The sequence below is a fragment of the Alteromonas sp. HB246098 genome, from assembly GCF_054890645.1.
The window spans coordinates 88,788-114,648 of record NZ_JBTZUG010000005.1; the positions used below are offsets into that span (position 1 = coordinate 88,788).

Here is a 25,861-nt window from a genome sequence, read left to right on the forward strand (position 1 = left end):
ACATTAAAGTTACACTTTAGTTTAATCTAGTCAACATTATTCTTTCTTTTTCACCGAATAATTTTCTTTCTTACTGGGTATTTAATAGATAAATATTTGATTTTCTAATTTTTATTTTCGTTCTAAAGCATTAAAAGACACTGCTTTAGCCAAAAGTATAACGCTGTTTGCCTCTTAAACTTGTTTTAAGGTTTAATCTAAATCTATGAAATTTAAGCTTATTTTTATTTTTAATATCACTTTTTCGCTTTTTTAAAATGTTATTTTTGTGTTTCTATTTTGTTGACATGGCATATTGCTGTGTTAATTTGAAAAGGTACTAAAACGGTTTATCAATAAAATTATTTGATAAAAATAAGGAGTCAAAGTGAATTCATTGTCTGGAAAAAAAGCCCTAGTCACTGGCGGTGCAAGTGGTATTGGGGGAGCAATCTCTTCTGAACTAGCGGCGCAAGGCGCAACTGTTATTGTTCATTATTACCGTTCTGAAGATGCGGTAAAAGAGCTACAAAAAGAAGTTTTGGAATCGGGTGTGGGAGAAATAATCCCTGTCCAAGCCGATTTAACGAACGAAGATGCTGTGAATGAGTTTGCTAAAACGATCCTCTCTTTAACGTCTTCTTTGGATATTTTAGTGAATAACACCGGAGATCTTGTAGAACGCCATACGCTAGACGATATAGACAATGCGTTCTGGGAAAAGGTCATGGCGGTGAATGTCACCTCAACCATGATGGTTAGTCGTGTACTCCTTCCCCTTTTGAAATCGGCAGACGATGGGGCTTCGATAGTGAATTTGTCTTCTTTAGCGGGAAGAAAGGGAGGCCATGGAGGCTCGCTTGCGTATTCAACGTCAAAAGGAGCGGTGCTCACCTTCACTCGTTCACTAGCTGCTGAACTTGCAGGCGAAGGTATTCGAGTTAATGCGGTTACACCTGGTCTTATATTAGGGACGCGCTTTCATTCAACTCACACCACCGACGAATCAGCGAACAAAACCATTAGCGAAATACCGTTGAAGCGTGCGGGAAATCCCCGAGATGTAGCTCGCGCAGTGGCCTTTTTAGCATCGGAATACAACGGGTTTATAACAGGCGCCACCTTGGACATCAACGGTGGCGTATACATGGCGTAAGCCTGGCGAAGCTTGATGCGTGCCGAATAAATTATAAAAAGAGGTAGTACAATGTTGCCGATTCTCAAAAAGCTAATGGCATTCGGGCCGGCGTTCTTTGCAATAGGTTACACCATAGGAACAGGTAGCGTTACATCTATGATAGTGGCGGGCAGTACTTACGGAATGTCACTATTGTGGGTTTTGTTTTTAAGTTGCCTGTTTTCAGGAGCGCTCATATATGCCTATGGCAATTACGCCATAGTCACTGGCGAAACAGCACTTTTCGCGTTTAAAAAGCATCTTAAGTTCGGACGTACTATCGCCATCTTAATTATAGTCGGCGTGACATTTGGGCAATGGAATTCCCTCATGGGCATTCTTGGTATTTCGTCAAACATCATATTCGAGATGCTGGCGCTTTATTCCCCCGCTCTTAACCAATATAAGTACGAGTTGGTATTAGGCATTGCAGTGTCGGTCATCGGCATTATGTACGCCATTATGCTCATCGGTAGATATTCGCTTTTTGAAAAAATACTGGTGATGTTTGTGTCATGCATGGGAATTTCTTTCGTATTCTCGCTCTTTGTTGTCCGCCCGCTTCCTGCCGAGGTCGTTGCTGGCTTTGTACCTTCAATACCCGATGTACCAGGCGGAAAGATGATGGTGGCTGCGTTTGTGGGCACAACAATGGCCGCTGCCACGTTTTTATCTCGCCCTTTGTTCATTCAGGGCAAAGGCTGGGGCATGGCTAATCAGGGGCAGCAAAAGAAAGATGCAATTGTTGCTGCCATTTTGGTATTTATCATAAGCGCATCGGTTATGGCTGTTGCCCATGGTGCACTGTTTCACGAAGGGAAAAAGATTACGCATGTATTAGACATGGTGAATGCCCTTGAGCCAATAGCAGGCAAAACGGCATTAACCGTATTCTTTTTCGGGACGCTAGCTGCAGGGCTTTCTTCCGTGTTTCCTTGTTTGCTAATAGCCCCTCTTCTTATTGCAGATTATCGCTCTGGTAAGCTAGATACCAAATCAACACAGTTCAAAGTGATAACAGGTATTGCTTGTTTGGTGGCACTCATTATTCCCGTGTTCGGCTTCAACCCCATAAAAGGGCAAATACTTTCTCAAGTATTCAATGTGTTTGTATTGCCATTAGTCACTTTAGGCATCTTAATTTTGGCAAACAAAAAAGCCTTAATGAAAAAAGATGCGCCAGGAAGGTTGCTAAATACACTACTAGTAATGGCTTTTATTTTTGCGGTGATTATTTCAGCTAACGGCGTGGTAGCGCTTTTGGAACAAGTATAAGGCTTTGATATGTTGATTGTAGTTGCGGGTGTGTCGGGTACAGGTAAGTCAACCGTGGGTAAAGCACTCGCCGGGCATTACTCACTTCCGTTTTTCGACGGAGATGATTTTCACTCTAAAGCAAATATAGAAAAAATGCAGCGGGGAAAAGCGCTCAATGACGAAGACCGATTTCCATGGTTAGAAGCGCTGTCCAATTTACTTATTGAACATGAAAAAGCTGGAGGGGCAGTGCTGGCGTGCTCGGCACTGAAAGAAGCTTACCGCAATATACTAAGTGCGAATAAAACGTTGCCTGTTCATTGGATAGTGCTTACAGGTAGTGAGGCTTTGTTGGCTTCAAGACTTTCTTCTCGTAACGATCACTTTTTCGATCCCAAATTACTGCGTTCGCAGCTAAATACTTTCCAGTTGCCTTACTATGGCAAGCATATAGATGTGGCAATGCCGGTAGAAGAAGTTGTTCATAGTGCTATCAAATTTATAAATCGAAATGTTTAACGCCTTAACCATTTAAGGCTGTCAGCGTTGTTAATAACAAGGTTAGAAAATGAATCATATATTGGTAAGTAGACTAAATATTCTGGGTGTAGCGCTATTGCTGTTTTTCAGTAGCTCAGCATTTGCCACTCTTGTTTCTAATATCGAAGCGTTTAACCAAGCAGTAGAAACGGCAAAACCAGGCGACACTATAACCCTTGCGAACGGTGAGTGGGCAAACGTTGAACTTGTATTTAAAGGTGAAGGCACTGAAAGCAAACCTATAACTTTAAATGCACAAACCCCCGGTGAGGTAATAATTACCGGGCAGTCTAACTTGAGTCTTTCGGGCAAATATTTAGTGGTTGATGGGCTTGTGTTTACCCGCGGGCATACACCTACAGGCGAAGTGATTGCATTTAAAACCTCGCCTACAGAGCTGGCAAGTTATTCCCGTTTAACGAATGTTGTTATTGACGATTTTAGTCACCCAGAGCGTGAGCTTTCAGATTTATGGCTTGCTATTTATGGTAAACACAATCGTATCGACCATAACTCGTTTATTAATAAACGTAACCGTGGCGTAACAGTTGCGGTGAGAATGAACTCGAAAGAAAGTAGAGAGAATCACCACGTTATAGAGTACAACTACTTTGGCCCAAGGCAGGTGCTTGGTGCTAATGGTGGTGAAACCTTACGCATAGGCACCAGTCACTTTTCCCGCGAATATGCCAATACACTAGTGCAATACAACTATTTCGATCGCACCAGCGGAGAACACGAAATTATTTCTAACAAATCGAGTGGAAACACCTTTTTAGGCAATGTGTTTTTTGAAGCTCAGGGCACGTTAACAATGCGCCATGGGCATTATACACGGGTTGAAAATAATTACTTTCTTGGTAATAGAAAGCCAAATACCGGCGGTATTCGCATCATTAACGAACACCAAACTGTAAAGAACAACTACCTATATGGCCTAACCGGCAGACGTTTTCGCGGCGCACTCGTCATTATGAACGGCGTACCTAATTCACCGCCTAACCGTTACGACCCAGTAATTGAGTCTGTCATGAATAATAATATCGTGATCGACAGTGACTATATTCAATTAGGTGCGGGTGCAGATGAAGAGCGCTCAGCACCACCTAAAAGCTCTGAAATGCAAAACAATATTATTTTGGGTAAATACAACGATACCCCCATTACGGTGTTTGATGATGTATCAGGCATAAACTTTAAAGGTAATGTGTTAACGCAAACGTCTGAAAACCCAATTGGCAAAGGCTTTACGACAGCCCCTTATAAGGTAATGAAGAACGAGTACGGCTTAATGATCCCTGAGCAAAGTTTAATTGATGATATTGATTTCGGGGAAATTAAGCTGCCTGTTACGAAAGATAAGGTGGGTGCGCCTTACTACGATAAAAAAGACGGCAAAGTTGCATTTGGAAGCGGCAAAGAAATTGCGGTTAGCCAGGGCATAGACACCCTTGCTAATGCCCTTGAAAATAGCAAGCCAGGCGACACGCTTGTGCTGGAAAATGGTGGCGAATATTTGTTAACCCGCTTTGCGAATATTAACCACCCGGTTACGGTGATGGCAAAGCCGGGCGCTAAACCTGTTATCCGTTCAGAGAAACCAAGCTTTATCGTTATTCGCAATGGTGGGGCTTTAACGCTGAACAACCTCTGGTTTGATGGCGCCGCTTCACCCGATTACAAAGGCAATAGCATTATCAGAACCAGTCGCTCTTCAATGAATATCAACTATTCGCTACTTGTAGATAATGTGAAAGTGACAGACCTTAACATCAACGGCTACTTTTACTTCTTTAAGGCTTACCCTGGCACGTTTGCTGATGAAATTGTTATCGCCAACTCTGACATGAGCAATATCACAGGGGCTATACTCTCGTTGAATAAAGAAACGGAAGATTTAGGGGTTTACAGTGTTGAAAACCTTACGATTGAAGGCAATACCTTCACCGATGTGAAAGAGGAAGTAGTAACCGTGTACCGCGGTGGCTTTGATGAAAGCACATTTGGCCCAATGGTAAGTGTTAAAGGTAATACGTTGCAAAACGTCGGGAAAGGTAAAACCCATAGGACTGGCGCATCTATGTATTTCCACGGCGTACAAAATCTTCATATCGACGATACTACGCTTACAGACAGTGCCCCAATTTCGCTTTACTTAACTAACGGCGAACCAATTACCGTTATTGAAAATGTATCGCACCACAATACGCCTAAAATTAGGGCTAACAACGAAGAATACAGCGTTAAAAACGTTAGCTACCAATAAAATCATTAAAAGGGCTTTTATACAAAAAGCCCTTTTATAATCACAACTTGTGAATTGCAGGATACCTGACGTAGTATTGCTGTTCTTAGATTTCTCAGAGTATCCTTTTCATGTACCAAGATTTTCAAGCAGAGTTGGCGTGGGCCAGCCTGCATATGCCGCGCACTCGCAAAGCCATCGCATCACTTCCCGATCTGTCGAACGTTAAACTTGCTTGCAACATGCATTTAGATTTGAAAATGGCACCTTTGGTTGAAGGGCTACTTTCACGAGGGTGCGACATTTTTCTTACCACGTGTAACCCCACTACAGTGCAAGATGACGTGGTGGCTTACCTTGTTGATAAAGGCGCAACGGCCCATGCGTGGCGTGATATGAGCGAGGCTGACTGGTCTGAGTCATTCGATAAAGCGTTGGCGTGGCAACCCACCCACTTGTGTGAAATGGGCGCTGATCTAACTACCCGACTTCACGAAAATATAAAAGCAAATAAGCCAGTTCCAAGCATTGTATCGGGCCTAGAAGCAACAGGATCTGGCATTAACCGCTTAAACGGTATGGCGCCACACTACCCGATATTTAACTGGGATGACTTGCCAGTTAAAGAAGGGCTTCACAACAGGCACATGGTGGGCTTAAGCGCATGGCAAACCTTCTTCCAAACCACCCACTTAACCCTGCACGAAAAAGTAGTGGTTGTTATTGGTTATGGTTTGGTAGGGCAGGGCGTTGCTGCATCGGCAAAGGCGTTTGGTGCACAGGTTCAAGTTGCAGAACTTGACCCAGCAAGAGCGCTTCAGGCGAAATACGACGGCTGGCCAGTGGTCGATTTGAATGAAGCTGCTAGCCAAGCTGATGTTATTGCCACTGCAACTGGAGCGTATGGCGTGGTGAATTCAAAACATTTAGACAGCATGAAAGATGGCGCATTTATTCTAAATGTAGGCCACGTGGCACAAGAAATTGATGTGCCATACCTAAAAAATAACGCTACTCACAGTGTGCCAATGCCTTATGTTAACGCTTATAAGCTAGGCGATAAAACGCTGTATCTTCTCGCTGATGGCTCTATGTTTAACTTAACGGCGGGTTATGGTGACAGTATTAATGCCTTCGACGTAACCTTGGCCGTTATGGCTGCAGGCATCGGCTATATTGTGAATGAAGGTGCAACAAGCGAGAAAGGTTTGTACTTACTTCCAGAAGCTGCGTGGGAAAGTGCCCTGTAAAATTCAGTTGTAGTAAGTGAGTGTTCAGCATTAGTTACGCCATTTAACAGGCATCGCTACCCTCGCTTATCTCGACTTTCCTACCCATTATTGTACAGTGTGCCCGTTTTAATAAATTCATAGTTAAGGCGGGCGTATGAGCACTCCGAAAGAAACACAGCTAAGCGCAAGAATAAGCACGGAAATAGGTACAAAAACACCGCAGCAGGCGCTGGACAGCCTTTGCAACATGACTGGTGACCTAACACCCATCCCACTTTCAGAATTTAAAGCCCGCATTGCTAAGGCGCAGCATTACATGCAGCAGCATGGCATTGGCGCGTTATATCTAAACGCGGGTACTAACTTAGCGTATTTTACGGGCATGCAGTGGTACGCCAGTGAGCGTTTAGTTGGCGCGCTTTTGCCTGCAAAAGGTGACCTTGTATATCTGGCCCCTACGTTTGAAATAGATTCATTAAACGAGCTTAAACTAGTAGAAGGCGAGATTATCGGTTGGCAAGAACATGAAAGCCCATACGCGCTTGCCATATCTATGTTAAGTGAGCTGGATACAGAGGGTGGCAGCAAACTGGGTGTTGATGAATCAACCCAGTTTTTTATTGTAGATGGCTTTAATAAAGCGCTTGAACAACCATGGCAAATCATCAATGGTGCAGAGGTAACTGCGCACTGTCGTATGCACAAATCCAGCAATGAACTCGCGCTCATTCAGCGAGCCATGGACATGACCCTTGCTGTACACAAAGCCACAGCCAGTATGCTTTATGAAGGTATAACCACGACAGAAGTTGAAGCATTTATAAATGATGCACATAAAAAAGTAGGGGCCAGCGGTAACTATTTTTGCATCGTGCTTTTTGGGAAAGCGACCTCGTTTCCCCATGGCGTTAAAGACCCGCAGGTATTAAAGAAAAGCGACTTAGTATTGATTGATACCGGTTGTAAGGTTCATGGCTACCTCTCTGATATCACTCGAACCTATTGTTTTGGTAAGCCAACCGATAAGCAACGAGCACTATGGGAAAGCGAAAAGCGCGCGCAGCTTGCTGCATTTAACGCTGCAAAAGTTGGTGTTCCCTGTGGCGATGTGGATAAAGCCGCGCGAGACAGCTTAGCAAAAGACGGATTAGGGCCAGACTATAACTTACCAGGCTTGCCACATCGAACCGGGCACGGCATCGGTATGGATATTCACGAATGGCCGTATTTAGTAAAAGATAATCCTCACCCGCTAGCACCTGGCATGTGTTTCAGTAACGAGCCTATGATAGTGGTGCCAAACGAGTTCGGTATTCGCTTAGAAGATCACTTTTATATGACCGACGAAGGGCCTGTGTGGTTTACTGAGCCTAGCGAATCGATTGACGCGCTTTAGTAGCGTCTAAAAAACATTTAAAGGAATAAAGATGAGAAAAACGGTGGGCAGGTTTTTAAGTGCGCTATTGGTTGCGTTGTCTTTTGGCAGTGCACACGCTTCGGATAAGCTAAAAATAGGTGTGGTTGGGTTAACCCACACCCATGTTCATTGGATTTTCGAAAGCGAAAAGCATGGAGAATTTGAGATTGTTGGCATTGTTGAGCAAAACAAAGATCTGGCTCAGCGTTATGCCACGCAGCACAACTACTCCATGGACAAAGTGTATGATTCGATGGACGCCATGTTCGCCGCACAAGACGTTCAGGCAGTCACTGCGTTTGGTACCATTTACGAGCATTTAGAAGTCGTGCAAAAGGCGGCGCCGCGCGGCGTTCACGTTATGGTTGAGAAGCCCCTTGCGATTAATATGGAACACGCATCGGAAATGGAAGCCCTCGCCACAAAGCACAACATTCATCTACTCACCAACTATGAAACCACGTGGTATCCCACCAATCACAAAGCGTATGAAGCAATAAAGAATGACGAAGTTGGCGACATTCGCAAAGTCATAGTACGCGATGGTCATAAGGGGCCAGCGAAACTTGGCATTAACAGTGAGTTTTTAGACTGGCTTGTTGATCCGAAGCAAAACGGAGGCGGCGCGATTGTCGACTTCGGTTGCTATGGTGCAAACCTTATGACTTGGCTGATGGAAGGGAGAAAACCGCAGAGCGTAACGGCAATCACTCAACAGCTTCAAGCAGAAAACAACCCTCAGGTAGATGACGAATCTATCATTATTCTAGGCTATGAAAACGCCAATGCCATTGTGCAAGGGTCTTGGAACTGGCCAATAGGGCGCAAAGATATGGAAATTTACGGTGAGACAGGCGCAGTATATGCCGACAATCGTCATAACTACCGAATGCGCATTGCGAAAGGGTACGACGACTTTGAAGAAACAACACTTACCCTGCCTGAACGAGCTGCGCCATATAACGACCCTTTCCACTATTTCAAAGCACTCATCAACGAGGAAATTTCTATATCACCTCATGACCTATCTGCGCTGGAAAACAATATGGTGGTAGTAGAAATTCTTGATGCGGCTAGAGAAAGTGCCAAAACCGGTAAAACCGTATATTTGAAGTAGTTATATCGGCAACAAGGGAGACCTTTGCTAAAACAAAATGCAAAGGTCTTTTGCACCAAAGCTCTACGAAGAGCAGCTGTAGTGTGCAACACCACCAGCACTGAAAAACTCAAGTGGGCGCAGTTGATAATACTTATTCTCTACCTCTTCTGTCTGCTCATCGTAAGGCGCGGTAAGTATCTTCTGTAGTTCGTGAATTTGGGTAAAGTCACCTTTCTCGGCGGCTTTATAGGCAGGCACAATAAGCCACTCGCGCCAAGTGAATTTAGGGTTAGCTTTGCGCATATTCTCTGCTACAGCAGCAGTAGCGTTCGCCACATCATCGTGTGCTTCTGCGTCCTTTTCAATACGCTCACGCCAGGTTTGTAACCACGCTTTCCATTCTGTCATTACCTCTGCTTTAGGTGGGTAGTAAAAGCTTTTCGTCAAACCCGCAATATCTTCAGGCATTGACGATAGCTCTCGGAAAAACAGACTGTAGTCCACGCCTGTGCGCAGCATTAATTGCAGCAGCTTGATAAGCAAGTCGTGGTCGTAGCTGGCAATGCCAAGCTTTGTTGCCCACATACTCTCCATGGCGCGTTCCATCACGCCAGAAAAACCGTCGTTGATCTCGTTAAGCTTAGATAGCTGTTTACTGTTGCTTTCAAGTAGCGGCATCAGTGAGCGACAGAACATATCAAAGTTCTTTTGCGCAGCTATGGGCTGGTTTAAAAACGAGAAGTGACGACCACCGCCTGTCCAAGGCTGGTAGTCGGCTTCAAAAAACTCACAAAAGCCGAATGGCCCATAATCCAGCGTAAAGCCTCCTGCGGCGCAGTTATCGCTATTAAAATTGCCTTGGCAATAACCTACGCGAACCCAATTAGAAACTAGGCGAGTTAACCTGCTTCTAAATAGCTCAGCCAGCGTTACCACTTGCTCGTCAAACGGCGCTGTAGTGTCTATTTCACTTGAATACTCTCGCTCAATAAGGTGTTTAACAATGGCTTCTAGTTCGTTTAACGCTTCGCTGTGTTCGTTGCAGCGTGCACGCCTAGCAAAAAGCTCAATTTGCCCAACGCGCAAAAAGGAAGGAGCGACGCGGGTGGATATGGCCGTTATATTTTCTACCATCACTTCTGGTTCATAGGAATGAGAACCTTCGCGATACCAAGGCCTGTCTACCGTGTCTGATTCAGACATAAACAAACTTAAAGAGCGGGAAGTGGGAATTCCCAAAGCGTGCATGTGTTCTTGGACTAAAAATTCGCGCACGCTAGAGCGCAATACGGCGCGCCCGTCTGCGCCACGGCAGTAAGGCGTGCGACCAGCACCTTTTAACTGCATTTCCCAACGCTTGCCGTTTAATACTGCTTCAACGATAGAAATTGCGCGGCCGTCACCGTAGCCGTTACCCGTTCTAAAGGGGCACTGCTGTGTATATTCCGTCCCATAAATGGAAAGTGCGTAGCCAGTTGCCCAGCCGTAAGGTTTCATTGGGGCGGGTACACCCGACATATCACCTGAAAAAAGCTGGGTGAAATCTTTTGATGTAGCCAAGCTGTCGTCTAAGCCTAATTCGGCAAATAGCGTTTTGCTGTGCGCAATGTATGTCGGTGCAGTTAATGGGGTCGGAGTAACCGGCACATAGTGACCCGAGAAAACTTGGCGCGGGTCATGGTCGTTGCCATCGCACGTCGACTGCGGGTCTGGAGTAAGGGTATTAAGCAATGAGTAATCTACGTGCTGTGCAAATTCATCTAGCGTTTTGATACGTTCTGTCACTATGCCTGCCTATTTTACTAAAGCGGAAGTTTGTTCTTCGGCGTCGAGGCTTCGTCTACCTTAGTATGGCTGAAACACTCGACGCTCGGTACACGACAATTGGTACGGTTACACAATGATTATTGTTTAGGTCGAAGTGCAAGCTGACCTTGCTCAACGGTTAGCTGTAGAGGCACGGTTGAAAGTACGTTTACTGCTTTGTTTGCAGGGTCTAAGCGATAAACCGGGTTCGATGCTAAATAACCGTTGATAAGCTGCATAAATTCGCCGCTTACAGGTGCTAAGTTACCTTTAAAACCGCCTGCATCAATGGTGCTATCAAGTAGCGACAACGAGCGCACAAATATCGCCTTTTCCTCACTGTCGTAATAAGGCGTGCCTTCTAATGAAAGGCTGACCTTAGCTGGGTAGTTCAAACCGAAGGCACTTACGCGAGCCGTGGCAATTGCGCCTAGCTGAACCACGTCTCTACCATCTGGCCCAATGGTCGCTGTCATATCTTCCACATCTAAATAAAGAGGGATACCAGCAAGTGAGGTTTGTTTTTGAAGCTTACTTACTTGGCTATCAAGCACTTGTTCTAACTCGGCATTAGACACAGTGTAAACCGCCAATTGAGAAAGGGTTGCACAGCCTGCAAGCGTAATAGCGAAAGCTATAGAAAGTAGAATTCTCATAAAAAAGTCTCTTTAGTAATTAGGTGTCGAATAAAACAGCGCGAGTCACTAATGCTAACGCCGTAACAACAGAATGTATTCATTGTAAGGGCTGAGGCAGCAGATGAACAACGAAATCGTAAATGGGCTAAGACAACGGCTTATTCAGGCAACCCGTTTCTTTGTTTAATCTGAATATTCATAACAAAGAAACACCTAGTCTGTAGTGATGACTTTAAGAATGCACCATGAAAAAACAGCCACATATGAATTCGAATGATGCTGCAGAGCCTGAAAAACAAGATGATAGTAGCAGTGACTTTGACAGAGAAACTATCCAATCAACCAAAGATGACCTAAATAAGTCGATGGCGCTAACAGATAGCGAAGTAGAAACCTACCTCAAGTGGTTAAGTGGCTTTCCAATGGAAAGCCGAGGCGAAGGGGTTTCTCTTACTATTGAGTTTTTCCCTGGTTTTGGCGACCGAATTGTCGCTAAACTTTCCAACAGCGAGTGTGTGTTAAGGGATTACTAGTAGATATATCTATCATTGAATGCCCAATTTTCTCTAACAAAAACTTTGCCATAACGCCCTCAACAACGCAGTATAAGAAGTTCTTCTTATAAAAAATAAAAACACGACAAGGCACTTTTTATGGTTTCACAGAGACTGATTTCTGGGAAAATGGTGGCTGCGCTTGCTATTTGCGTAAGCACACTTTCTAGTTTCTCGCATTCTGCATTCGCACTTGAAGATACCGTTAACCCTGAGCTTTTCGATAAAATGGAGTATCGCTTTATTGGGCCTTATCGCGGTGGGCGCTCGGTAGCGGTTACTGGAGTTGAAGGTAATACCAACCTTTATTTTATGGGCACCGCCGGTGGCGGTGTTTGGAAAACCGAAAACGCGGGTTTATCGTGGACAGCCATATCCGATAAAACATTCAAAGTAGGCAGTATTGGCGCTATCGCCGTTGCTCCTTCAGATCCTAACGTTATTTATGTAGGGACTGGTGAAGGCCCTATTCGAGGCGTAACCACTAGCCACGGAAAAGGTGTTTATAAATCTACAGACGGCGGTGAAACCTGGAAGCTGGTAGGTTTAGATAAACGCGGTCAAATCCCTAAAATTCGCATACATCCCACCAACCCCGATATAGCTTGGGCTGCAGTACAGGGCAATATTTGGGGGCCTAATGAAGAGCGCGGTATATTCAAAACGATAGACGGCGGTGAAACATGGCAGCATGTGTTAAAAGTAAACGCCGATACCGGCGCCGCTGACTTAGCAATCGACCCATCTAACCCTAGAATTCTCTATGCCAGCATGTGGCATCACGGCAGAACGCCTTGGTTTATTAAGTCAGGCGGCGAGGGTGGTGGCCTTTATAAGTCAACAGACGGTGGTGAAAGCTGGGACAAGTTAGAAAAAGGGCTCCCTAAGCTTATAGGTAAAGTCGGTGTAGATATTGCCGCGTCTAATCCGAAGCGCTTGTATGCCATTATCGAGGCTGATGAAGGCGGCCTTTATCGCAGTGATGATGCGGGTAAATCTTGGTCGTTAATGAACGGCGACAATATTCTTAAAGCCCGCGCGTGGTACTACAACCACATCAAAGTTGACCCTAACGACGAAAATACCCTGTATGTGATGAATGTGCAGCTGCATAAATCCATTGATGGCGGTAAAACCTTCGAAATTAAATCTCTGCCCCACGGTGATACCCACGATATGTGGATAAACCCTGAAAATAGCTTAAACATGATCAACGCTAACGACGGTGGCGCAACGATCACCTTCGACGGCGGTGAATCCTGGTCAAGCATTTACAATCAGCCAACAGCGCAGTTTTACCGCGTTATTACCGACAATTTAAACCCTTACTATGTGTATGGCGGACAGCAAGATAACTCAACCATGGCAACGCCTTCTCAAACCTGGGGTGACGGCATGGGAATAGAAGATCAGTTTGCCGTGGGCGGCGGTGAGAGCGCGCATATTGCGTTTAACCCTGACGATCCAACGCTGATTTACGCCACTACAATCAACGGTACATTAACCGAATACAACCGCGATACTGGGCTAACGCGGCCCATTATGCCTTACCCTGAATATGTGTTTGGCAGAAACGCACGTGATCAAAAGTACCGCACCAACTGGAATGCCCCTGTGGTAGTGTCAAAGCATGATCCTCACACCGTGTACTATGGCACGCAGATGATCTTAAAAACCACAGATCGCGGTGTGAACTGGCAGGAAATTAGCCCAGACTTAACCCGTAACGAGCCTGAAAAGCAGGGGCTGAACGGCGGGCCGATCACCAATGAACAAGCCGGGGCCGAATACTACAACACGGTTTTCTATATTGCCGAATCGGCAGTTAACAAAGGCGAGCTTTGGGTTGGAGCCGATGACGGTAAGCTGCATATAACCCGTGATGAGGGCAAAAACTGGAAAGATATCACCCCTCATAAAAAAGAAGCGCAGGTCAATGCCATAGAACTTAGCCCTCATGCACAAGGCAGAGCTTACGTTGCGGTAGCAGGCTATAAATTAAATGACTACACGCCTTACATTTACAAAACCGACAACTACGGCAAGCGCTGGAAGCGTATTGACGAAGGCCTACCAGAGGATGCCTTTGTTCGTGTAGTGCGTGAAGACACAGAGCGCGAAGGTATGCTGTTCGCGGGTACAGAAAGCGGTATGTTTATTAGTTTCGACGACGGTAAACACTGGCAAGAATTAGACTTAAACCTTCCGCCTGTGGCGATTACCGATATGCAAGTTAAAGGTGATGATTTGGTCATTGCAACCCAAGGGCGAGGCTTTTGGATATTAGACGACATGAGTCCGCTACGTGAAGTGCACAAGTCGTTAGATAACGAAGCGCTGTTTCAATTTGAACCCGTAGATGGCATTCGCTTGCTATCTGGCGGCGGTATGACCGACCAGCCACAAGCGAAAAACCCGCCACGTGGCGCTACCTTTCGTTATTACCTGAAAGACGCGCTAGAAGAAGAGCAAACGCTACGCATTGATATATTTAATGCCAATAACGAGCTTGTTCGCACACTGTCATCTGCACCTAGTGCATTTGAGAAGTGTGCGAAGGGTAACGAAGACGTTCGCAGCCCTATCAAATTTAAACACCCTGCAGTAAAAGCGGGTTACAACGAATTTGTATGGGATCTTCGACGTGAGCCGTTGAACTGCATCGAAAACGTAAAACTGTTTGGTGGTTGGAAAGGCGCCCGTGTTATGCCTGGAGACTACAAAGCGAAAATCACAGTAGGTGAACTTGCACAAACTCGCGCGTTTAAAGTACTTCCAGACCCAAGGGAAGAAGCAGATAAAGCGCAACTTCAAGTGGTTGAAAAGAGCATTCAGGCTACAGAAACCTTACTGAATGATTTGTTTGCTCACCTGCAAAAAGCCCGTGATGTTAGAGCGCAATTAAACGGTGTGTCTGAAGATAACGTAATGCTGGCAAGCGATGTGTCGGCTTCAATCGAGCGCATTGTTAGTGCAATCGACGACTGGGAAGCGCTGGTTATTCAGCCCAAACATCAAACTTTTGAAGATGACATTAACTGGCCGAATATGCTCGACAGACAAGTCCGCTTCTTAATGGATAACTTCGACAGAACAGGGGCGCCTGCACAAGCTGGTGCACTAAAACGTTTGGAAGACTTAAACGCAAAGTGGCAGCAGTACAAAGTACAGCTAGAAACCTTATTTGGTGAAGAAGTGAAGCCATTGAACGAAAAGCTCTCAAAGCAAGGCGCATTTGATTTAGAGAGTTTGTAAGTTTCTACGTCCACAATTCTTAGCTTGAATTTGTAAATAATAAAAGCCAGAAGATATTATCTTTCTGGCTTTTATTGCTTAAGAACACTTACGCCGTTAAGCGAGTAACGCTGTTTCAGCTAGGCATTAGAACTGGTACTTAACACTTACCGTATAGTTAGTCGGTGAGCCCGGCATGGTCCAAAGTTGATGGTATGAGTTCTCAAAATAATCTCTGTCGAACAGATTATTCACGTCAAATTTCATAGAAAGTGCATCGCTAATATTCACCGACCCTGCTAAGTTCACAAGGGTATAAGACGGCAAAATGAATGTTGGATCGGTGGTTTGCCCTAAGCGATCGCCCACGTAACGTATGGTCACACCAAAGAACGCTTCTTTTTCAAATACGCTGGTGAAATGCTTAAGCGAGATATACCCCGAATGCTTGGCAATATTGATTAAGCGCGACCCTTTAGGAATAGGCACGCCCCAATCCAAGTTATTGACTTCATTCGCGGTTTTAGCATCTATGTATGCGTAGGCCATATCAAGGCGAATGTCTGAAGTAAGGTCGGTCGTTAACTGAAATTCAACCCCTTGGCTTTCAACTTCACCGAGTGTAGCTGAAAAGCCAGTGTTCGGTTCAGCGGTTAGCATATTAGTCTTTTCAGCATCAAAAATAGCGACGCTACCTGAAAACATATCAGCAATGTTTTCCCACTTAGCACCTACCTCAAAAGAGGTGGTCTCTTCAGGGTCAAACGCGTTGCGGTCAGAATCAAGACCAGGGTTGGGTCTGAAACCTTCCGCGTAGCTAGTGTAAAGGCTAACAGAATCGTTGATTTCATACACAAAACCAAAGCGCGGCGTCACTTCCGTTTGGTCTTGTTCTTGCCCTTCATTGCTTAACTTATTAAGAATGTCTTGCTCGAATTTGTCCACGCGAAAGCCAACCAAAAGCTTGGTTGCTTCGCTAAGTTCTATAACATCTTGTGCGTAGAAACCTAACCCTTTTTGCTTTTCAGCTGTAAGTGTAGTGGGCGTAACGTCAGGTCTGAAAATAGTGTAGTTTGGATTTTCAGGGTCGATGCTATAAGTGGTATCCCCTGCACCCCACGCAGGGCGCCAACGACGATAGTCGGTATCGATGTGGTAGTTGTAATAGTCCAAACCAAATAAGACGTTGTTTACGAAGCCTGCCACGTCAAACACGCCACTTAATTCAAAGCGTAGTGATAAGTCTTGCGCCTGATAGTCACGGGTTCTGCGTTGCCTTGAAAGTATAGATGGGTCGGTATACAAAAGCTGACGGCCTTCTGATAGTTCAGTATCTGAAGACTGCCCTTCAAAAAAAGAGTCTCTGTAGGCGAAGCCACTGAGTAAATGCCAATTGTGATTCAACTCGTGATTTAACACTAGCTGATGTCCGAAGGCTTTAACTTCATGGGCTCCGTCTCTAACATCACCATAAAAGTCTTCGGCATCTACGGCGTCAAAGTCGTTATTCAATATGAACACACCACGGTCAAGCGGCTTTTCCTGATCCAATATTTCCATCTGATAGCTTAAGCTGGTGTGATCAGAAATGTTCCAAATAAATGAAGGGTTAAGGTTCAAATTCTTGAAAAACACGTTATCGCGATAAGTATCAGAGTCTTCGTATGAACCGTTAACCCGATACGCCATGTCTGAATTAATGCCGTTCGTGTAATCGAACTCTACTTGTTTTTTATCAAAATTACCTACGGTACCCTGGATATAGCCTTGCTCTTCGAACTGAGGTTTTTTGGTAATAACGTTAATGGTACCGCCAGGTTCACCTTGACCATATAAGGCTGATCCCGGACCCTTCATTACTTCTATGGTTTGAACGTTAACCGTGCTTCTATTACCGCTATAGCCACGCACGTTGAAGCCGTTTATTAAATAACCCGATGGGTTATTTTCATCGCCAGAAAAACCTCGGATCGCAAAGCTATCGAACATGCCGCCAGAGTTGTTTTGTCTAACAATGGTGGGCGCAAAATCTAACGCATCGATGAAGCGCGTGATCCCTTCATTCGCTAAGGTATCAGCAGTAATTCGGTCGATTGCTTGTGGGGTGTCGATTAGCGGTACATTACCACGGTATGGCTGAAAGTGTCTTTTTACCTCAATGTGTTCAAGTTCATCATGAGCACCTTGAAGGGAGCTTTCATCACTTTGCGCAGCGGCGCTTACTGATAATGCAACTAAAGAAAATATAAACGGTGTTTTAAGGTCAAGCATAAGCAAAGTATTACGTGTCTTTGGCAGGTTTTGTAGAGTTTGCGAATGTTATGTTATCTCGTTTCTTTTGGCAAGGAAGGTAAGCAGACAATAAAATGAGACTGATGATTTTGGCGGGGTGCTAGAGATATATTCAGGCTGTTCTATTGATAAATAGAATTGTGCAGAGCTGTAAGTAAAAATAAACTTACTGGTCTAAACTCACCTGCGCAGCGTTTTCCTCTGCCTGCCAATGCTATACACTTCGCGTTTTTGTTACGCCTTATTGCTGGCTACCCGTGAATTTGAACTAGGACACTAAATGCGTCATACAACACTCTCTTTACTCTTCTGTACTGTACCTTTTGCTGCGATGGCCGCTGAAAGTGTTGATACTTCAAGCGCTAACGCTGGCGTGGACAGCAACGAAAAAGGCGTAGAAAAAATTACGATTGAAGGGGCGGCGACGGCGAATAACAAGCCAGTAGGCACGTTTAATTCACCTATTTCAAATTTAGAGTATGACCCTCGTGTCGATTTGCAATCAAGGAACATGGCAGAAGCGCAGGCTGACGTCACTATTCGCGGCGGTATATTCGAAAACACGGGTTTTCGCATAGGAAGCGCAACGCTTATTGACCCGCAAACGGGGCACTATTTCGCTGAAATTCCCATTGCACCAGAAATGTTGACGAAACCGAGTATTTTCACGGGCGTAGATAACGCGCTTTACGGCGTAAATAGCTCTGTAGGTACGGTGTCTTATGGTTGGCGCCCTATCCAAACTGCTGGCAGTATGTCCGTGGGAGTAGGTAATAACAACTTCAATTTGCAGCGTGTACACGGTGCAGTAAAGTACGCGCTTAGTGATTTACCCGGTTGGTCCGTAGGAATTGAAGGCGAGTATTCTCGCTCTGAGAGCGATGGCACTATTGCCAATGGCGATCATAAGTTCGAACGTGCGTCAGGGCGTATCCAACTAGCAAGTGACGATTCACAAACTGATTTGTTTTATGGCTTCCAGCAAAAGTTCTTTGGCTGGCCTAACTTGTACACGCCTTTCAACGTAAACGAAACAGAAGATATTCAAACTCGTTTGGTTATGCTAAATCACAAACAGCGCTACGGCGAAAAGAGCATGAAAAATACCATTGAGGTTTCTGCTTACTACAGAGAGAATGACGACCATTACGTATTCTCACGTGAAAACCCTGAAGCGTTTCAGGCGTTTCACGAAACCAAAGTGAAGTCATTTGCGCTTTCTGGTACTCATAATGTATCGCAAGAATTTGGTATCAACTACGCAGCACAGCTTACTGCAGACGATATCACTTCAACCACGCTAGAGAACAACTTTACCTCTCGCGACTACTACAAAATAAGCCTAGTACCCGAGTATCGAACTCAGTTGAACAGCAATGAATCGCTTACCGTTCGTTTAGGTGGGGCGTTTGACGATACGAATCGCGACGACGACCGATTGTCTTTTGTGGGTGATATTAACTGGGTTACCCAAACAGGGAGCAATGCCTCGCGTACGCTCTATCTTTCGTATGCAGAAGCGACGCAGGTGGCTGGCTACACAGCTGTAGGCGGCAGTACCTCAAGCGGTCTGTTTAGAAGTAACAACCAGTTACAGCGAGAAGTCAGCAAAAACCTAGAGTTTGGGGCGTCTTTTGATAAATCCTCTTTTAAGGTTGATACCGCCTTGTTCTATCGTTGGGATAATGAACTGACAGACTGGACTTATAGCTTCGATTCTACCTCGGCGCGCAGCGCAAACCCGGTTGATATTGAAACCCTAGGTATTGAGTTGATTGCAGTTAAGCGCTTTGATAGCGCAGATGTGGTGGCAAGCTATACCTACTTAGACAAGTCTGAAGACTATCGAATTGATGAGGTAGATGCGAGCTTTTACGCACTTAACTATCCGCCGCATCGTGCAACCCTTGGGTTGGTGTGGTTTGCAACTGATACAATTGAAGTGCGCATTGACAATGAATGGCGAAAACAAGAAACCAACGCGCTTAGAAACGGCGGTGACTCAGCATTCTTCTCGCATGTTGCTCTTACGTATTCACCAGCTCAAATTGAAGGGTTAAGTCTGGTATTGGCAGTCGATAACTTGTGGGATGAGCGCTTTGAAGAAATTCCTGGTACGCCGGGTCGTGGCGACCAATACTCTGCAACCGCTACCTATTTTTGGTAAGGGAGGCGCAATGACCGTTAACTCTCCTAAAACCTTAAACGACTTCGCTGGACGATGGTCGCTAACGCGCAAAATTATCCAGCGAAACGGCGATGTATTTACCTTTTCTGGCGAGGCTGAATTTAGCTGGCTGGAAGGCAGCGTACAGGAAGAAAAAAGCACCTTAGCGTATAACGAAAAAGGGGAGGTAACTGCGCCTAACGGGGGCGTAATGCCCGCTGAACGTCGGTATTTCTGGCAGCAACCTCAAAGCGGTTTGTTTGAAGTGTTGTTTGAAGATGAACGTTATTTTCATACATTTAGCGCGAGCAACCCGAACGCCGAACATCTATGCGGCGATGACAACTACGTAGTGCGCTATGACTTCTCTACTTGGCCCGTGTGGCGCTCTACATGGAAGGTGATTGGGCCGCGCAAAGACTACACTATGGTAAGTGAATATAGCCCTGCGTAGCGTTGGCTTTGTTTAGGCCTAGATCTGCTTCTGTTTTTTGGTGTATTGATGAGACATCCAAAGCGCAAAAGCGATGATGACACCGCCAATAAAAAGGCGAGTAAAATCGGTGTCTTTTTGCCAAAGCAGTAAGTTAACCACAAGCCCTGCCGGAATAAGCGCATTATTCATTATGGCTAACGTACCACCAGAGACTTTTAGCGCGCCTTGATTCCAAAAGTAATAGCCAAGCCCTGAAGCCACAATACCCAACCACAGTAGCACTCCCCATTGCTCGATATTTTGCGGTAGTTGACTTGGGTTGCCGAATAGGAAAAACGCGGGCAAGGCTACAACTAACGCGCCTAAATAAAACCACGCGAATACATTGTGATAGGAAATTTGGCCTTCAACAGTAGAGGTCAGTTTTTTATAACCCACCTGTCCTAGCGCAAAGGAAAGGTTAGCACCTTGAACAATGGCAAAACCAAACCAGTAGTTATCGGTAATTCCGTCAAAACGAATTATGGCTGCCCCTGCGGTAGCGACAAGTGCACATAACAAGTAAAACGGGGTAAACCGCTTAAACAGGGCGTCGTTCAAAATGGCGACATAAAGCGGCGTAAAAATGGTGAAAAGCAAAACTTCTGGCACGCTTAAAAACAAAAATGCGTGGTAGAAAAAAATGTACATTAAGCCCAGCTGCACGGCTCCTAAACTTGCCAGAACTGCCTTTTGTTTAAGGTTTAATAATGCCGACTTAAGAAAGGGGAGGAAAACCAGTGTGGCGAGCACAATGCGTGTCAAGACAGCAAAATAACTGTCTACTGAGCCGGCTAAAAACTCGCCAATAAGCGAAAAGGAAAATGCCCATAGGGCAGTAACTGCTATTAAATAAAACACGCGCTATGCTTCTTTATAAATTCAACTGCGGCGTAAAATAGGCTATCGCCGCTTGCATATCAACAGTCAGTTCATCCTCTATCGAAACTCGCTTGAGACGTTTGTGTAACAACGGAGGTTTCGCAATCGTTAGCAATAGTGCAGGCGCGACTATCCTGGGAAAGAGAATGACCTATTAATATAGTGTACAGCCAAGCGCCAAAGCATGCACCACATATAGGCGCAACAATAGGTACAATAAAGTAAGGAATGTCTTTAGCCCCATCAAGCGCATGCTCCCATCCTGCAATATAGGAAAATAGCTTTGGACCAAAATCGCGAGCAGGATTCATGGCAAAACCGGTCAACGGCCCTAAAGAAGAGCCAATGACAGCGATGACGATACCAATAAGTAGCGGATTCATGGCTCCACGTGATGCACCGTTGTTTTCATCGCCCAGCGCCAGAATTGCGAACATCAACACTGCAGTTATAACAAATTCAACGCCAAAGGCCCCCCAGAATGAAAGTGCTTCGTGAGGAAAAGTAGAGAAAATGCTGGCTGTTGCTAAAGCCTCTACACTATTGCGTGAGAGGTTGTGAGTCAGTTCATAGTCTATGAAAAGTTGATGATATAACCCGTAGATAAGTGCGGCAGCAGCGAATGCTCCCAGAAACTGGGAAAGAATGAAGGGGGCTACTTTGTGCTTTTCAAAACCATGAAAAAGCGCAAGCGCAATGGTTACCGCTGGATTGATATGTGCACCCGAAACCCCAGCAGTACAATAGATGGCAACAGCTACGCCGAACCCCCAGACAATACTTATTTCCCATTGACCGAAAGAAGCGCCTGTTAATACCAATGCTGCGACTGCACCAACTCCAAAGAAAATCAGAATTGCAGTGCCTATGAATTCAGCAATACACTGGCGGAAAAGCGTTGGTTCCTTGAGAGGTAACATAATTCGTCCTTTAAAGCTTTAACCAGTACAACACGTTGTGCAGAAAAAGAAACGACAGAGTTACGTTAGGGAAAATGAAGGCAGAAACCGTTTTGTTTTGCGCAATATTGTATTAACTGTTCATCTAACTAACAGGCCGTTTAGTTCTTATTCTGACGCAGCTTCCCATGTACGTTTAATTGGGACGCATCATAAAACGAACATAAACGAACTACAAATGAGCAAAAACGAATATTCATCGTTCTTGGTTTCCTATAGCGCTCTTACTTAAAGGAAGTGAACACTGTAAAGCTTAGTCTAGTGGAATAAAGAAAGCTCTGTACTGGTGCTATTAGTTTTGGTGTCGTTATCAGCTTTCAACTCTCCAGCTTCCTCAACCAGTGCCGTCATGGCGTCAATAATATCTAAAAAGCTTGATAACTGCTCTGGCGTTAGGCCATTAGACAAATTTTCGATTTTATTGATAAGTTGTTTAGTAGGTAGGCGCATAGTGTCAAAATCTCGTTGTTATTACCTTAATATCTATCTTTCAAATCAATTATCTTGCCAAGTTTATTCAACGGCTCCATTTCTTTTCTTTTCCATCAGGTGTTAACTAAAAAGCTATATCTATTAGATGCTTATCAGATTCATTCAAACGCATTTAACAATTTGCCTTGCAAAACGTTTCTAAATAAATAAGATCAAACGCAAATCATTATCATTTGCGTTAAAAGAAGAATAAATGAAACGAGCCTACGTTGTACCTTCACTTGTTATAGCCGCCACACTTCCTTTGGCTTTTTCAGTTTTAGCGGAAGATGACCTAGAGCGCGTTGTCGTAACTGGTACTAGGACGCCGAAATTACTGGCTTCTTCACCGGTGAAGGTTGACGTAGTTGATAAAGACGAGATTGCTCGGTTAAGTAAAGGTACCTTACGCCAAGTACTTGAAGTGATGCCCGGTGTTGTGGTTAGACGCAGTCAAAAAGACGGGTACAACGTTCAGCTAAATGGCTTCAATGGCGATCACGTATTAGTGTTGATTAACGGTCAGCCCATCATTTCACCCACAGGCTCTTCTGTCGACCTTGACCAAATTAGCGTTGCCAATATTATGCAAATTGAAATTGTGCGAGGCGCTGCGTCTGTGCTTTACGGCAGCTCTGCCATGGGCGGCGTTATCAATATCATTACCGAAAAGGTAGAAGGGTCGCAGTTTTCAGCAGACTACGAGGCATCTTATTTTACCGATGATGCAATTGACGGTGATGAATTCGGGCATACGTCAAGGGTCACTGCAGCCAAAGCAGTAAGCGATTGGCAGCTTGGCATCACGGCTCAAAGCATTACCAATCCGGGCTTTGATTACGACGGCGAAACTACATCACAAGATGGTGGCGCGGTAGATAAATCCTTTGTGCAAATGTCCTTATCGACGTTGGTAAATAGCGTTAGCGTGCAATACAAAGGGCAATGGCTGGACGAGCAAAAAGACAAACCACAGTCATCAATACCCGGCCAAGCCACCATTATTAGCTATTTTTCTGACGTTACCCAGTGGCAGCACGATATTCGCGTTGAGCAGCAATACGATTGGCATATCAACACACGCTATCTTTCACATAATGAAGAAAGCGGTAACAGCAACGGGCTGCGTCAAACCGATATTCAGCTTGCGGAATTAGAAGCGCAAAAGATTTATTCCACCAAAGATATTGAGTGGGTAGGCGGCCTTGTTTTACATGGCGACACGCTGGACCAACAAAACCTCAGCACGGGCACGGTTGAAGTCGACGATGTAAGTCGTGAAAGTGCCGAGCTTTATTTACAAGGAAACTGGCAGAAAAATGACACCCAGCTTTTAGCGGGCGCAAGAATACAAAACGATTCTGATTTTGGTTGGCATGCTGCATTTAAAGCAAATGCAAGCCAGTCATTTAGTGCTGAGAATACTTCGTGGCAACTTCGCGCAGGGGCTGGCAGTAGTTATCGCGTGCCAAACCTTAAGGAACGCTATTACATATTTGACCACAGTAACTTGGGTTATATGGTGCTAGGCAACGACGCACTTACCCCTGAAACCGCGCTGAATGCAAACTTAGGCGCTAACCTTCAAGTAGAACCGACCCAAGGTGACTGGTTATATCACCTTGATATTAACCTTCATTACACTAAAGCTGATGACTTCATCACCACGGCGGTAGACGTGGCTGCATCGCAAGAGGCGGGTTTAGATATTTCAGTTTATCAGAACCTCGATGAAGCCATCCTTTACGGTGCAGATTTAAGCGCCGGCGCGCAGAACGACAATTGGCAGTGGCAACTGAATTACAGTTATTTAATTGCTGAAGATGGCAGCTCACAGCGCTTGCCTGAACGCCCTACTCATTTAGTTAAAGCATCCGTTACCTATCAGTTTAGCCAAACCGATACCAGCCTACAGCTCTACGGAGTGCATGAGGGAAATGTGTCGCCTTCCAGTGGCTATACATCAGTTTTCAAAGACAGCTTTACCACGCTAAACGCAGTCGTACAGCACCAGTTCACGCCTCAGTGGCAAGCGCGCCTCGGGCTTGAAAACCTCACAGATGAACATCGCTCAACCGACGCTCTTTTGGCGGGGGCCTTTGACGCAAGACCTATCGCTGCAAGGCGATTGTTTTTGGGCGTGAGTTACCAGTATTGAAAAAAACATAAACGAAAGTACCGACATAGAAAACAGCGTTTGAGATCAAAACAAAAATTACCTAACGGCAGATCCCAAACCAACAACTAAAAACCGCTGGCTAATTCGGCGAACTTTAAAAAAAGGAAAACACATGAACAAAACGTATTTGGCGCTATTGCTTGCCATGACATTCGGTTTAACTGCTTGTGGTGGTTCAAGTAGCGATGACACCTCAGTTGAAACGCCTGATCAAGTAACCGATGGCAGTGGAGATTCAGATGACGGAAGCAGTGACGGCAAAAACGAAGAGGCAACAATTTACGGGCCTTTTAGTACAGGGTCTACATCAGAGCCTGTTGCCGTTTACTTTGATTTGGATACACAAACGCAGCTTACGCTTACTGAAGAAGAAGCTGCAACAGATACCACATGGGATATTGGTTTTAAACGTACCAGTGTGTTTTTAAATACACACCAAGAAGCCGCTGTTAGTCTTTATTTCACCGGAAATAACAGCGACTTTTACGATGATACGGGCGCGCCAGTATCTGAATTGTTCCTAAATGCTACGGCTGATAGCGAACTTGACGACTACTTAGCTGTTACTCAAAGCGATATACCAGAAGCTGAAGCGTTCAGCACAGATACAGAAACCCAAGTGATCGGCGATACCTTTTACAACTACGACTTTACTACTCACGTAGTAACGCCAAATGAAGAGACGTATTACATTGTGTCCTCTGACAGCAACTACACAAAATTCCACGTTACCGATATTGTTACTGAAGGGCGAGGTATTGGCGAAATTACCCTTGGCGTTATGCATCAAAGCGTTCTTGACGGGCAATCCACCTTTGCTGATGAAATCGCACTGACCGTTGACGCGGTGGGTTGTAGTGACGCCGTTTACGTTGACTTCGATATGCAGCAAGTAGTTACACAAGCAGACGGTTGGGACTTATCCATTCCATGTGCAGACGGGGCGGGGGAATTTACCCTTTCTATTGCTGATGACGCTACCGTACTTCGCACCGACGCTGAAACTTATGATGGCGTGGATACTGAAGCGGCGCAGTTCTATGGTTTCAGTGAAGAGACAGTGAGTGAGTACGCGATGAGTTCACACAACTGGTATTTCTACGACAGTACCAGCCACTTACTTTACTCACAGTTTGGGGTTTATTTAATTCAGGCTGGCGACTCTACCTACAAGCTTCAAATTACCAGCTATTACGATGAAGAGGGGGCATCTGGTGCCTATAGTTTCCGCGCTGATCCTTTAAGTGGAGAGTAAACA

General features: G+C 45.1%; 19 protein-coding genes. 13 read left to right on the forward strand and 6 right to left on the reverse strand.

From position 1 onward, the window contains the following. Nucleotides 1-367: 367 nt before the first annotated feature. The 7 genes from ACYTPF_RS12185 to ACYTPF_RS12215 all read left to right on the forward strand — a co-directional run bounded on the left by ACYTPF_RS12185 (nucleotide 368) and on the right by ACYTPF_RS12215 (nucleotide 8,964). Entirely contained in the window at nucleotides 368-1,135 is a 768-nt protein-coding gene (locus tag ACYTPF_RS12185) for an SDR family NAD(P)-dependent oxidoreductase (RefSeq protein WP_461852381.1), read from the forward strand. A gap of 51 nt (nucleotides 1,136-1,186) precedes the next feature. After that, the gene (locus ACYTPF_RS12190; RefSeq protein WP_461852382.1) at nucleotides 1,187-2,431 is read left to right on the forward strand and encodes an Nramp family divalent metal transporter; all 1,245 of its coding nucleotides are present in this window, start codon (nucleotides 1,187-1,189) and stop codon (nucleotides 2,429-2,431) included. A 9-nt stretch (nucleotides 2,432-2,440) separates the two neighbouring features. Then, on the forward strand, nucleotides 2,441-2,932 hold the full coding sequence (locus tag ACYTPF_RS12195) for a gluconokinase (protein ID WP_423076896.1): 492 nt from the start codon (nucleotides 2,441-2,443) through the stop codon (nucleotides 2,930-2,932). Between the two features lie 49 nt (nucleotides 2,933-2,981). Further along, on the forward strand, nucleotides 2,982-5,219 hold the full coding sequence (locus tag ACYTPF_RS12200) for a chondroitinase-B domain-containing protein (protein WP_461852383.1): 2,238 nt from the start codon (nucleotides 2,982-2,984) through the stop codon (nucleotides 5,217-5,219). Between the two features lie 110 nt (nucleotides 5,220-5,329). Next, the gene (locus ACYTPF_RS12205; RefSeq protein ID WP_461852384.1) at nucleotides 5,330-6,448 is read left to right on the forward strand and encodes an adenosylhomocysteinase; all 1,119 of its coding nucleotides are present in this window, start codon (nucleotides 5,330-5,332) and stop codon (nucleotides 6,446-6,448) included. Nucleotides 6,449-6,584: 136 nt separating this feature from the next. After that, nucleotides 6,585-7,826, forward strand: a complete 1,242-nt coding sequence (locus ACYTPF_RS12210) for a M24 family metallopeptidase (RefSeq protein WP_461852385.1) — start codon at nucleotides 6,585-6,587, stop codon at nucleotides 7,824-7,826. A 31-nt stretch (nucleotides 7,827-7,857) separates the two neighbouring features. Further along, on the forward strand, nucleotides 7,858-8,964 hold the full coding sequence (locus ACYTPF_RS12215; protein WP_461852386.1) for a Gfo/Idh/MocA family protein: 1,107 nt from the start codon (nucleotides 7,858-7,860) through the stop codon (nucleotides 8,962-8,964). A gap of 63 nt (nucleotides 8,965-9,027) precedes the next feature. Here ACYTPF_RS12215 and ACYTPF_RS12220 read toward each other — a convergent pair whose 3' ends face one another. Together ACYTPF_RS12220 and ACYTPF_RS12225 are read right to left on the reverse strand one after the other, a co-directional pair. After that, on the reverse strand, nucleotides 9,028-10,731 hold the full coding sequence (locus tag ACYTPF_RS12220; protein WP_461852387.1) for a protein adenylyltransferase SelO: 1,704 nt from the start codon (nucleotides 10,729-10,731) through the stop codon (nucleotides 9,028-9,030). A gap of 119 nt (nucleotides 10,732-10,850) precedes the next feature. After that, nucleotides 10,851-11,408 (reverse strand): DUF1439 domain-containing protein, encoded by a 558-nt coding sequence (locus ACYTPF_RS12225; protein WP_461852388.1) that lies wholly within the window; start codon nucleotides 11,406-11,408, stop codon nucleotides 10,851-10,853. A gap of 227 nt (nucleotides 11,409-11,635) precedes the next feature. Here ACYTPF_RS12225 and ACYTPF_RS12230 point away from each other — a divergent pair, with 227 nt between their 5' ends. Next, the gene (locus ACYTPF_RS12230; protein ID WP_461852389.1) at nucleotides 11,636-11,923 is read left to right on the forward strand and encodes a hypothetical protein; all 288 of its coding nucleotides are present in this window, start codon (nucleotides 11,636-11,638) and stop codon (nucleotides 11,921-11,923) included. Between the two features lie 120 nt (nucleotides 11,924-12,043). Then, a complete protein-coding gene (locus ACYTPF_RS12235; RefSeq protein ID WP_461852390.1) occupies nucleotides 12,044-15,199 on the forward strand; it encodes a WD40/YVTN/BNR-like repeat-containing protein in 3,156 nt (1,051 codons plus the stop codon). A gap of 126 nt (nucleotides 15,200-15,325) precedes the next feature. Here ACYTPF_RS12235 and ACYTPF_RS12240 read toward each other — a convergent pair whose 3' ends face one another. Next, entirely contained in the window at nucleotides 15,326-17,449 is a 2,124-nt protein-coding gene (locus tag ACYTPF_RS12240) for a TonB-dependent siderophore receptor (RefSeq protein ID WP_461852391.1), read from the reverse strand. A gap of 301 nt (nucleotides 17,450-17,750) precedes the next feature. On the opposite strand from ACYTPF_RS12240, the gene ACYTPF_RS12245 reads away from it, so the two are divergent. Continuing rightward, the gene (locus ACYTPF_RS12245; protein ID WP_461852392.1) at nucleotides 17,751-19,637 is read left to right on the forward strand and encodes a TonB-dependent receptor domain-containing protein; all 1,887 of its coding nucleotides are present in this window, start codon (nucleotides 17,751-17,753) and stop codon (nucleotides 19,635-19,637) included. Between the two features lie 10 nt (nucleotides 19,638-19,647). After that, nucleotides 19,648-20,091 carry a DUF6314 family protein gene (locus ACYTPF_RS12250; protein WP_461852393.1) on the forward strand — a complete coding sequence of 148 codons (444 nt, stop codon included), beginning with the start codon at nucleotides 19,648-19,650 and terminating at the stop codon, nucleotides 20,089-20,091. An 18-nt stretch (nucleotides 20,092-20,109) separates the two neighbouring features. Here the strand turns inward: ACYTPF_RS12250 and ACYTPF_RS12255 are convergent, their stop codons facing one another. From ACYTPF_RS12255 to ACYTPF_RS12265, 3 genes are all read right to left on the reverse strand, one after another. After that, nucleotides 20,110-20,973, reverse strand: coding sequence for a DMT family transporter (locus tag ACYTPF_RS12255; RefSeq protein ID WP_461852394.1), 864 nt, complete (start codon nucleotides 20,971-20,973; stop codon nucleotides 20,110-20,112). 71 nt (nucleotides 20,974-21,044) lie between these two features. Continuing rightward, nucleotides 21,045-21,914, reverse strand: a complete 870-nt coding sequence (locus tag ACYTPF_RS12260; protein WP_461852395.1) for an MIP/aquaporin family protein — start codon at nucleotides 21,912-21,914, stop codon at nucleotides 21,045-21,047. Nucleotides 21,915-22,211: 297 nt separating this feature from the next. Further along, the gene (locus ACYTPF_RS12265) at nucleotides 22,212-22,403 is read right to left on the reverse strand and encodes a hypothetical protein (RefSeq protein WP_071959871.1); all 192 of its coding nucleotides are present in this window, start codon (nucleotides 22,401-22,403) and stop codon (nucleotides 22,212-22,214) included. 235 nt (nucleotides 22,404-22,638) lie between these two features. On the opposite strand from ACYTPF_RS12265, the gene ACYTPF_RS12270 reads away from it, so the two are divergent. Both ACYTPF_RS12270 and ACYTPF_RS12275 read left to right on the forward strand, forming a co-directional pair. Beyond that, nucleotides 22,639-24,582 carry a TonB-dependent receptor plug domain-containing protein gene (locus tag ACYTPF_RS12270; protein WP_461852396.1) on the forward strand — a complete coding sequence of 648 codons (1,944 nt, stop codon included), beginning with the start codon at nucleotides 22,639-22,641 and terminating at the stop codon, nucleotides 24,580-24,582. A 133-nt stretch (nucleotides 24,583-24,715) separates the two neighbouring features. Then, on the forward strand, nucleotides 24,716-25,858 hold the full coding sequence (locus ACYTPF_RS12275; RefSeq protein ID WP_461852397.1) for an HmuY family protein: 1,143 nt from the start codon (nucleotides 24,716-24,718) through the stop codon (nucleotides 25,856-25,858). Nucleotides 25,859-25,861: the final 3 nt, after the last annotated feature.

What these genes read in the sequence shown, in the direction of transcription:
- ACYTPF_RS12190 (WP_461852382.1), top strand. Translation starts at nt 1,187, where the DNA reads ATGTTGCCGATTCTCAAAAAGCTAATGGCATTCGGGCCGGCGTTCTTT.
- ACYTPF_RS12195 (WP_423076896.1), top strand. Translation starts at nt 2,441, where the DNA reads ATGTTGATTGTAGTTGCGGGTGTGTCGGGTACAGGTAAGTCAACCGTG.
- ACYTPF_RS12200 (WP_461852383.1), top strand. Translation starts at nt 2,982, where the DNA reads ATGAATCATATATTGGTAAGTAGACTAAATATTCTGGGTGTAGCGCTA.
- ACYTPF_RS12205 (WP_461852384.1), top strand. Translation starts at nt 5,330, where the DNA reads ATGTACCAAGATTTTCAAGCAGAGTTGGCGTGGGCCAGCCTGCATATG.
- ACYTPF_RS12210 (WP_461852385.1), top strand. Translation starts at nt 6,585, where the DNA reads ATGAGCACTCCGAAAGAAACACAGCTAAGCGCAAGAATAAGCACGGAA.
- ACYTPF_RS12215 (WP_461852386.1), top strand. Translation starts at nt 7,858, where the DNA reads ATGAGAAAAACGGTGGGCAGGTTTTTAAGTGCGCTATTGGTTGCGTTG.
- ACYTPF_RS12225 (WP_461852388.1), bottom strand. Translation starts at nt 11,408, where the DNA reads ATGAGAATTCTACTTTCTATAGCTTTCGCTATTACGCTTGCAGGCTGT.
- ACYTPF_RS12230 (WP_461852389.1), top strand. Translation starts at nt 11,636, where the DNA reads ATGAAAAAACAGCCACATATGAATTCGAATGATGCTGCAGAGCCTGAA.
- ACYTPF_RS12235 (WP_461852390.1), top strand. Translation starts at nt 12,044, where the DNA reads ATGGTTTCACAGAGACTGATTTCTGGGAAAATGGTGGCTGCGCTTGCT.
- ACYTPF_RS12240 (WP_461852391.1), bottom strand. Translation starts at nt 17,449, where the DNA reads ATGCTTGACCTTAAAACACCGTTTATATTTTCTTTAGTTGCATTATCA.
- ACYTPF_RS12245 (WP_461852392.1), top strand. Translation starts at nt 17,751, where the DNA reads ATGCGTCATACAACACTCTCTTTACTCTTCTGTACTGTACCTTTTGCT.
- ACYTPF_RS12250 (WP_461852393.1), top strand. Translation starts at nt 19,648, where the DNA reads ATGACCGTTAACTCTCCTAAAACCTTAAACGACTTCGCTGGACGATGG.
- ACYTPF_RS12260 (WP_461852395.1), bottom strand. Translation starts at nt 21,914, where the DNA reads ATGTTACCTCTCAAGGAACCAACGCTTTTCCGCCAGTGTATTGCTGAA.
- ACYTPF_RS12265 (WP_071959871.1), bottom strand. Translation starts at nt 22,403, where the DNA reads ATGCGCCTACCTACTAAACAACTTATCAATAAAATCGAAAATTTGTCT.
- ACYTPF_RS12270 (WP_461852396.1), top strand. Translation starts at nt 22,639, where the DNA reads ATGAAACGAGCCTACGTTGTACCTTCACTTGTTATAGCCGCCACACTT.
- ACYTPF_RS12275 (WP_461852397.1), top strand. Translation starts at nt 24,716, where the DNA reads ATGAACAAAACGTATTTGGCGCTATTGCTTGCCATGACATTCGGTTTA.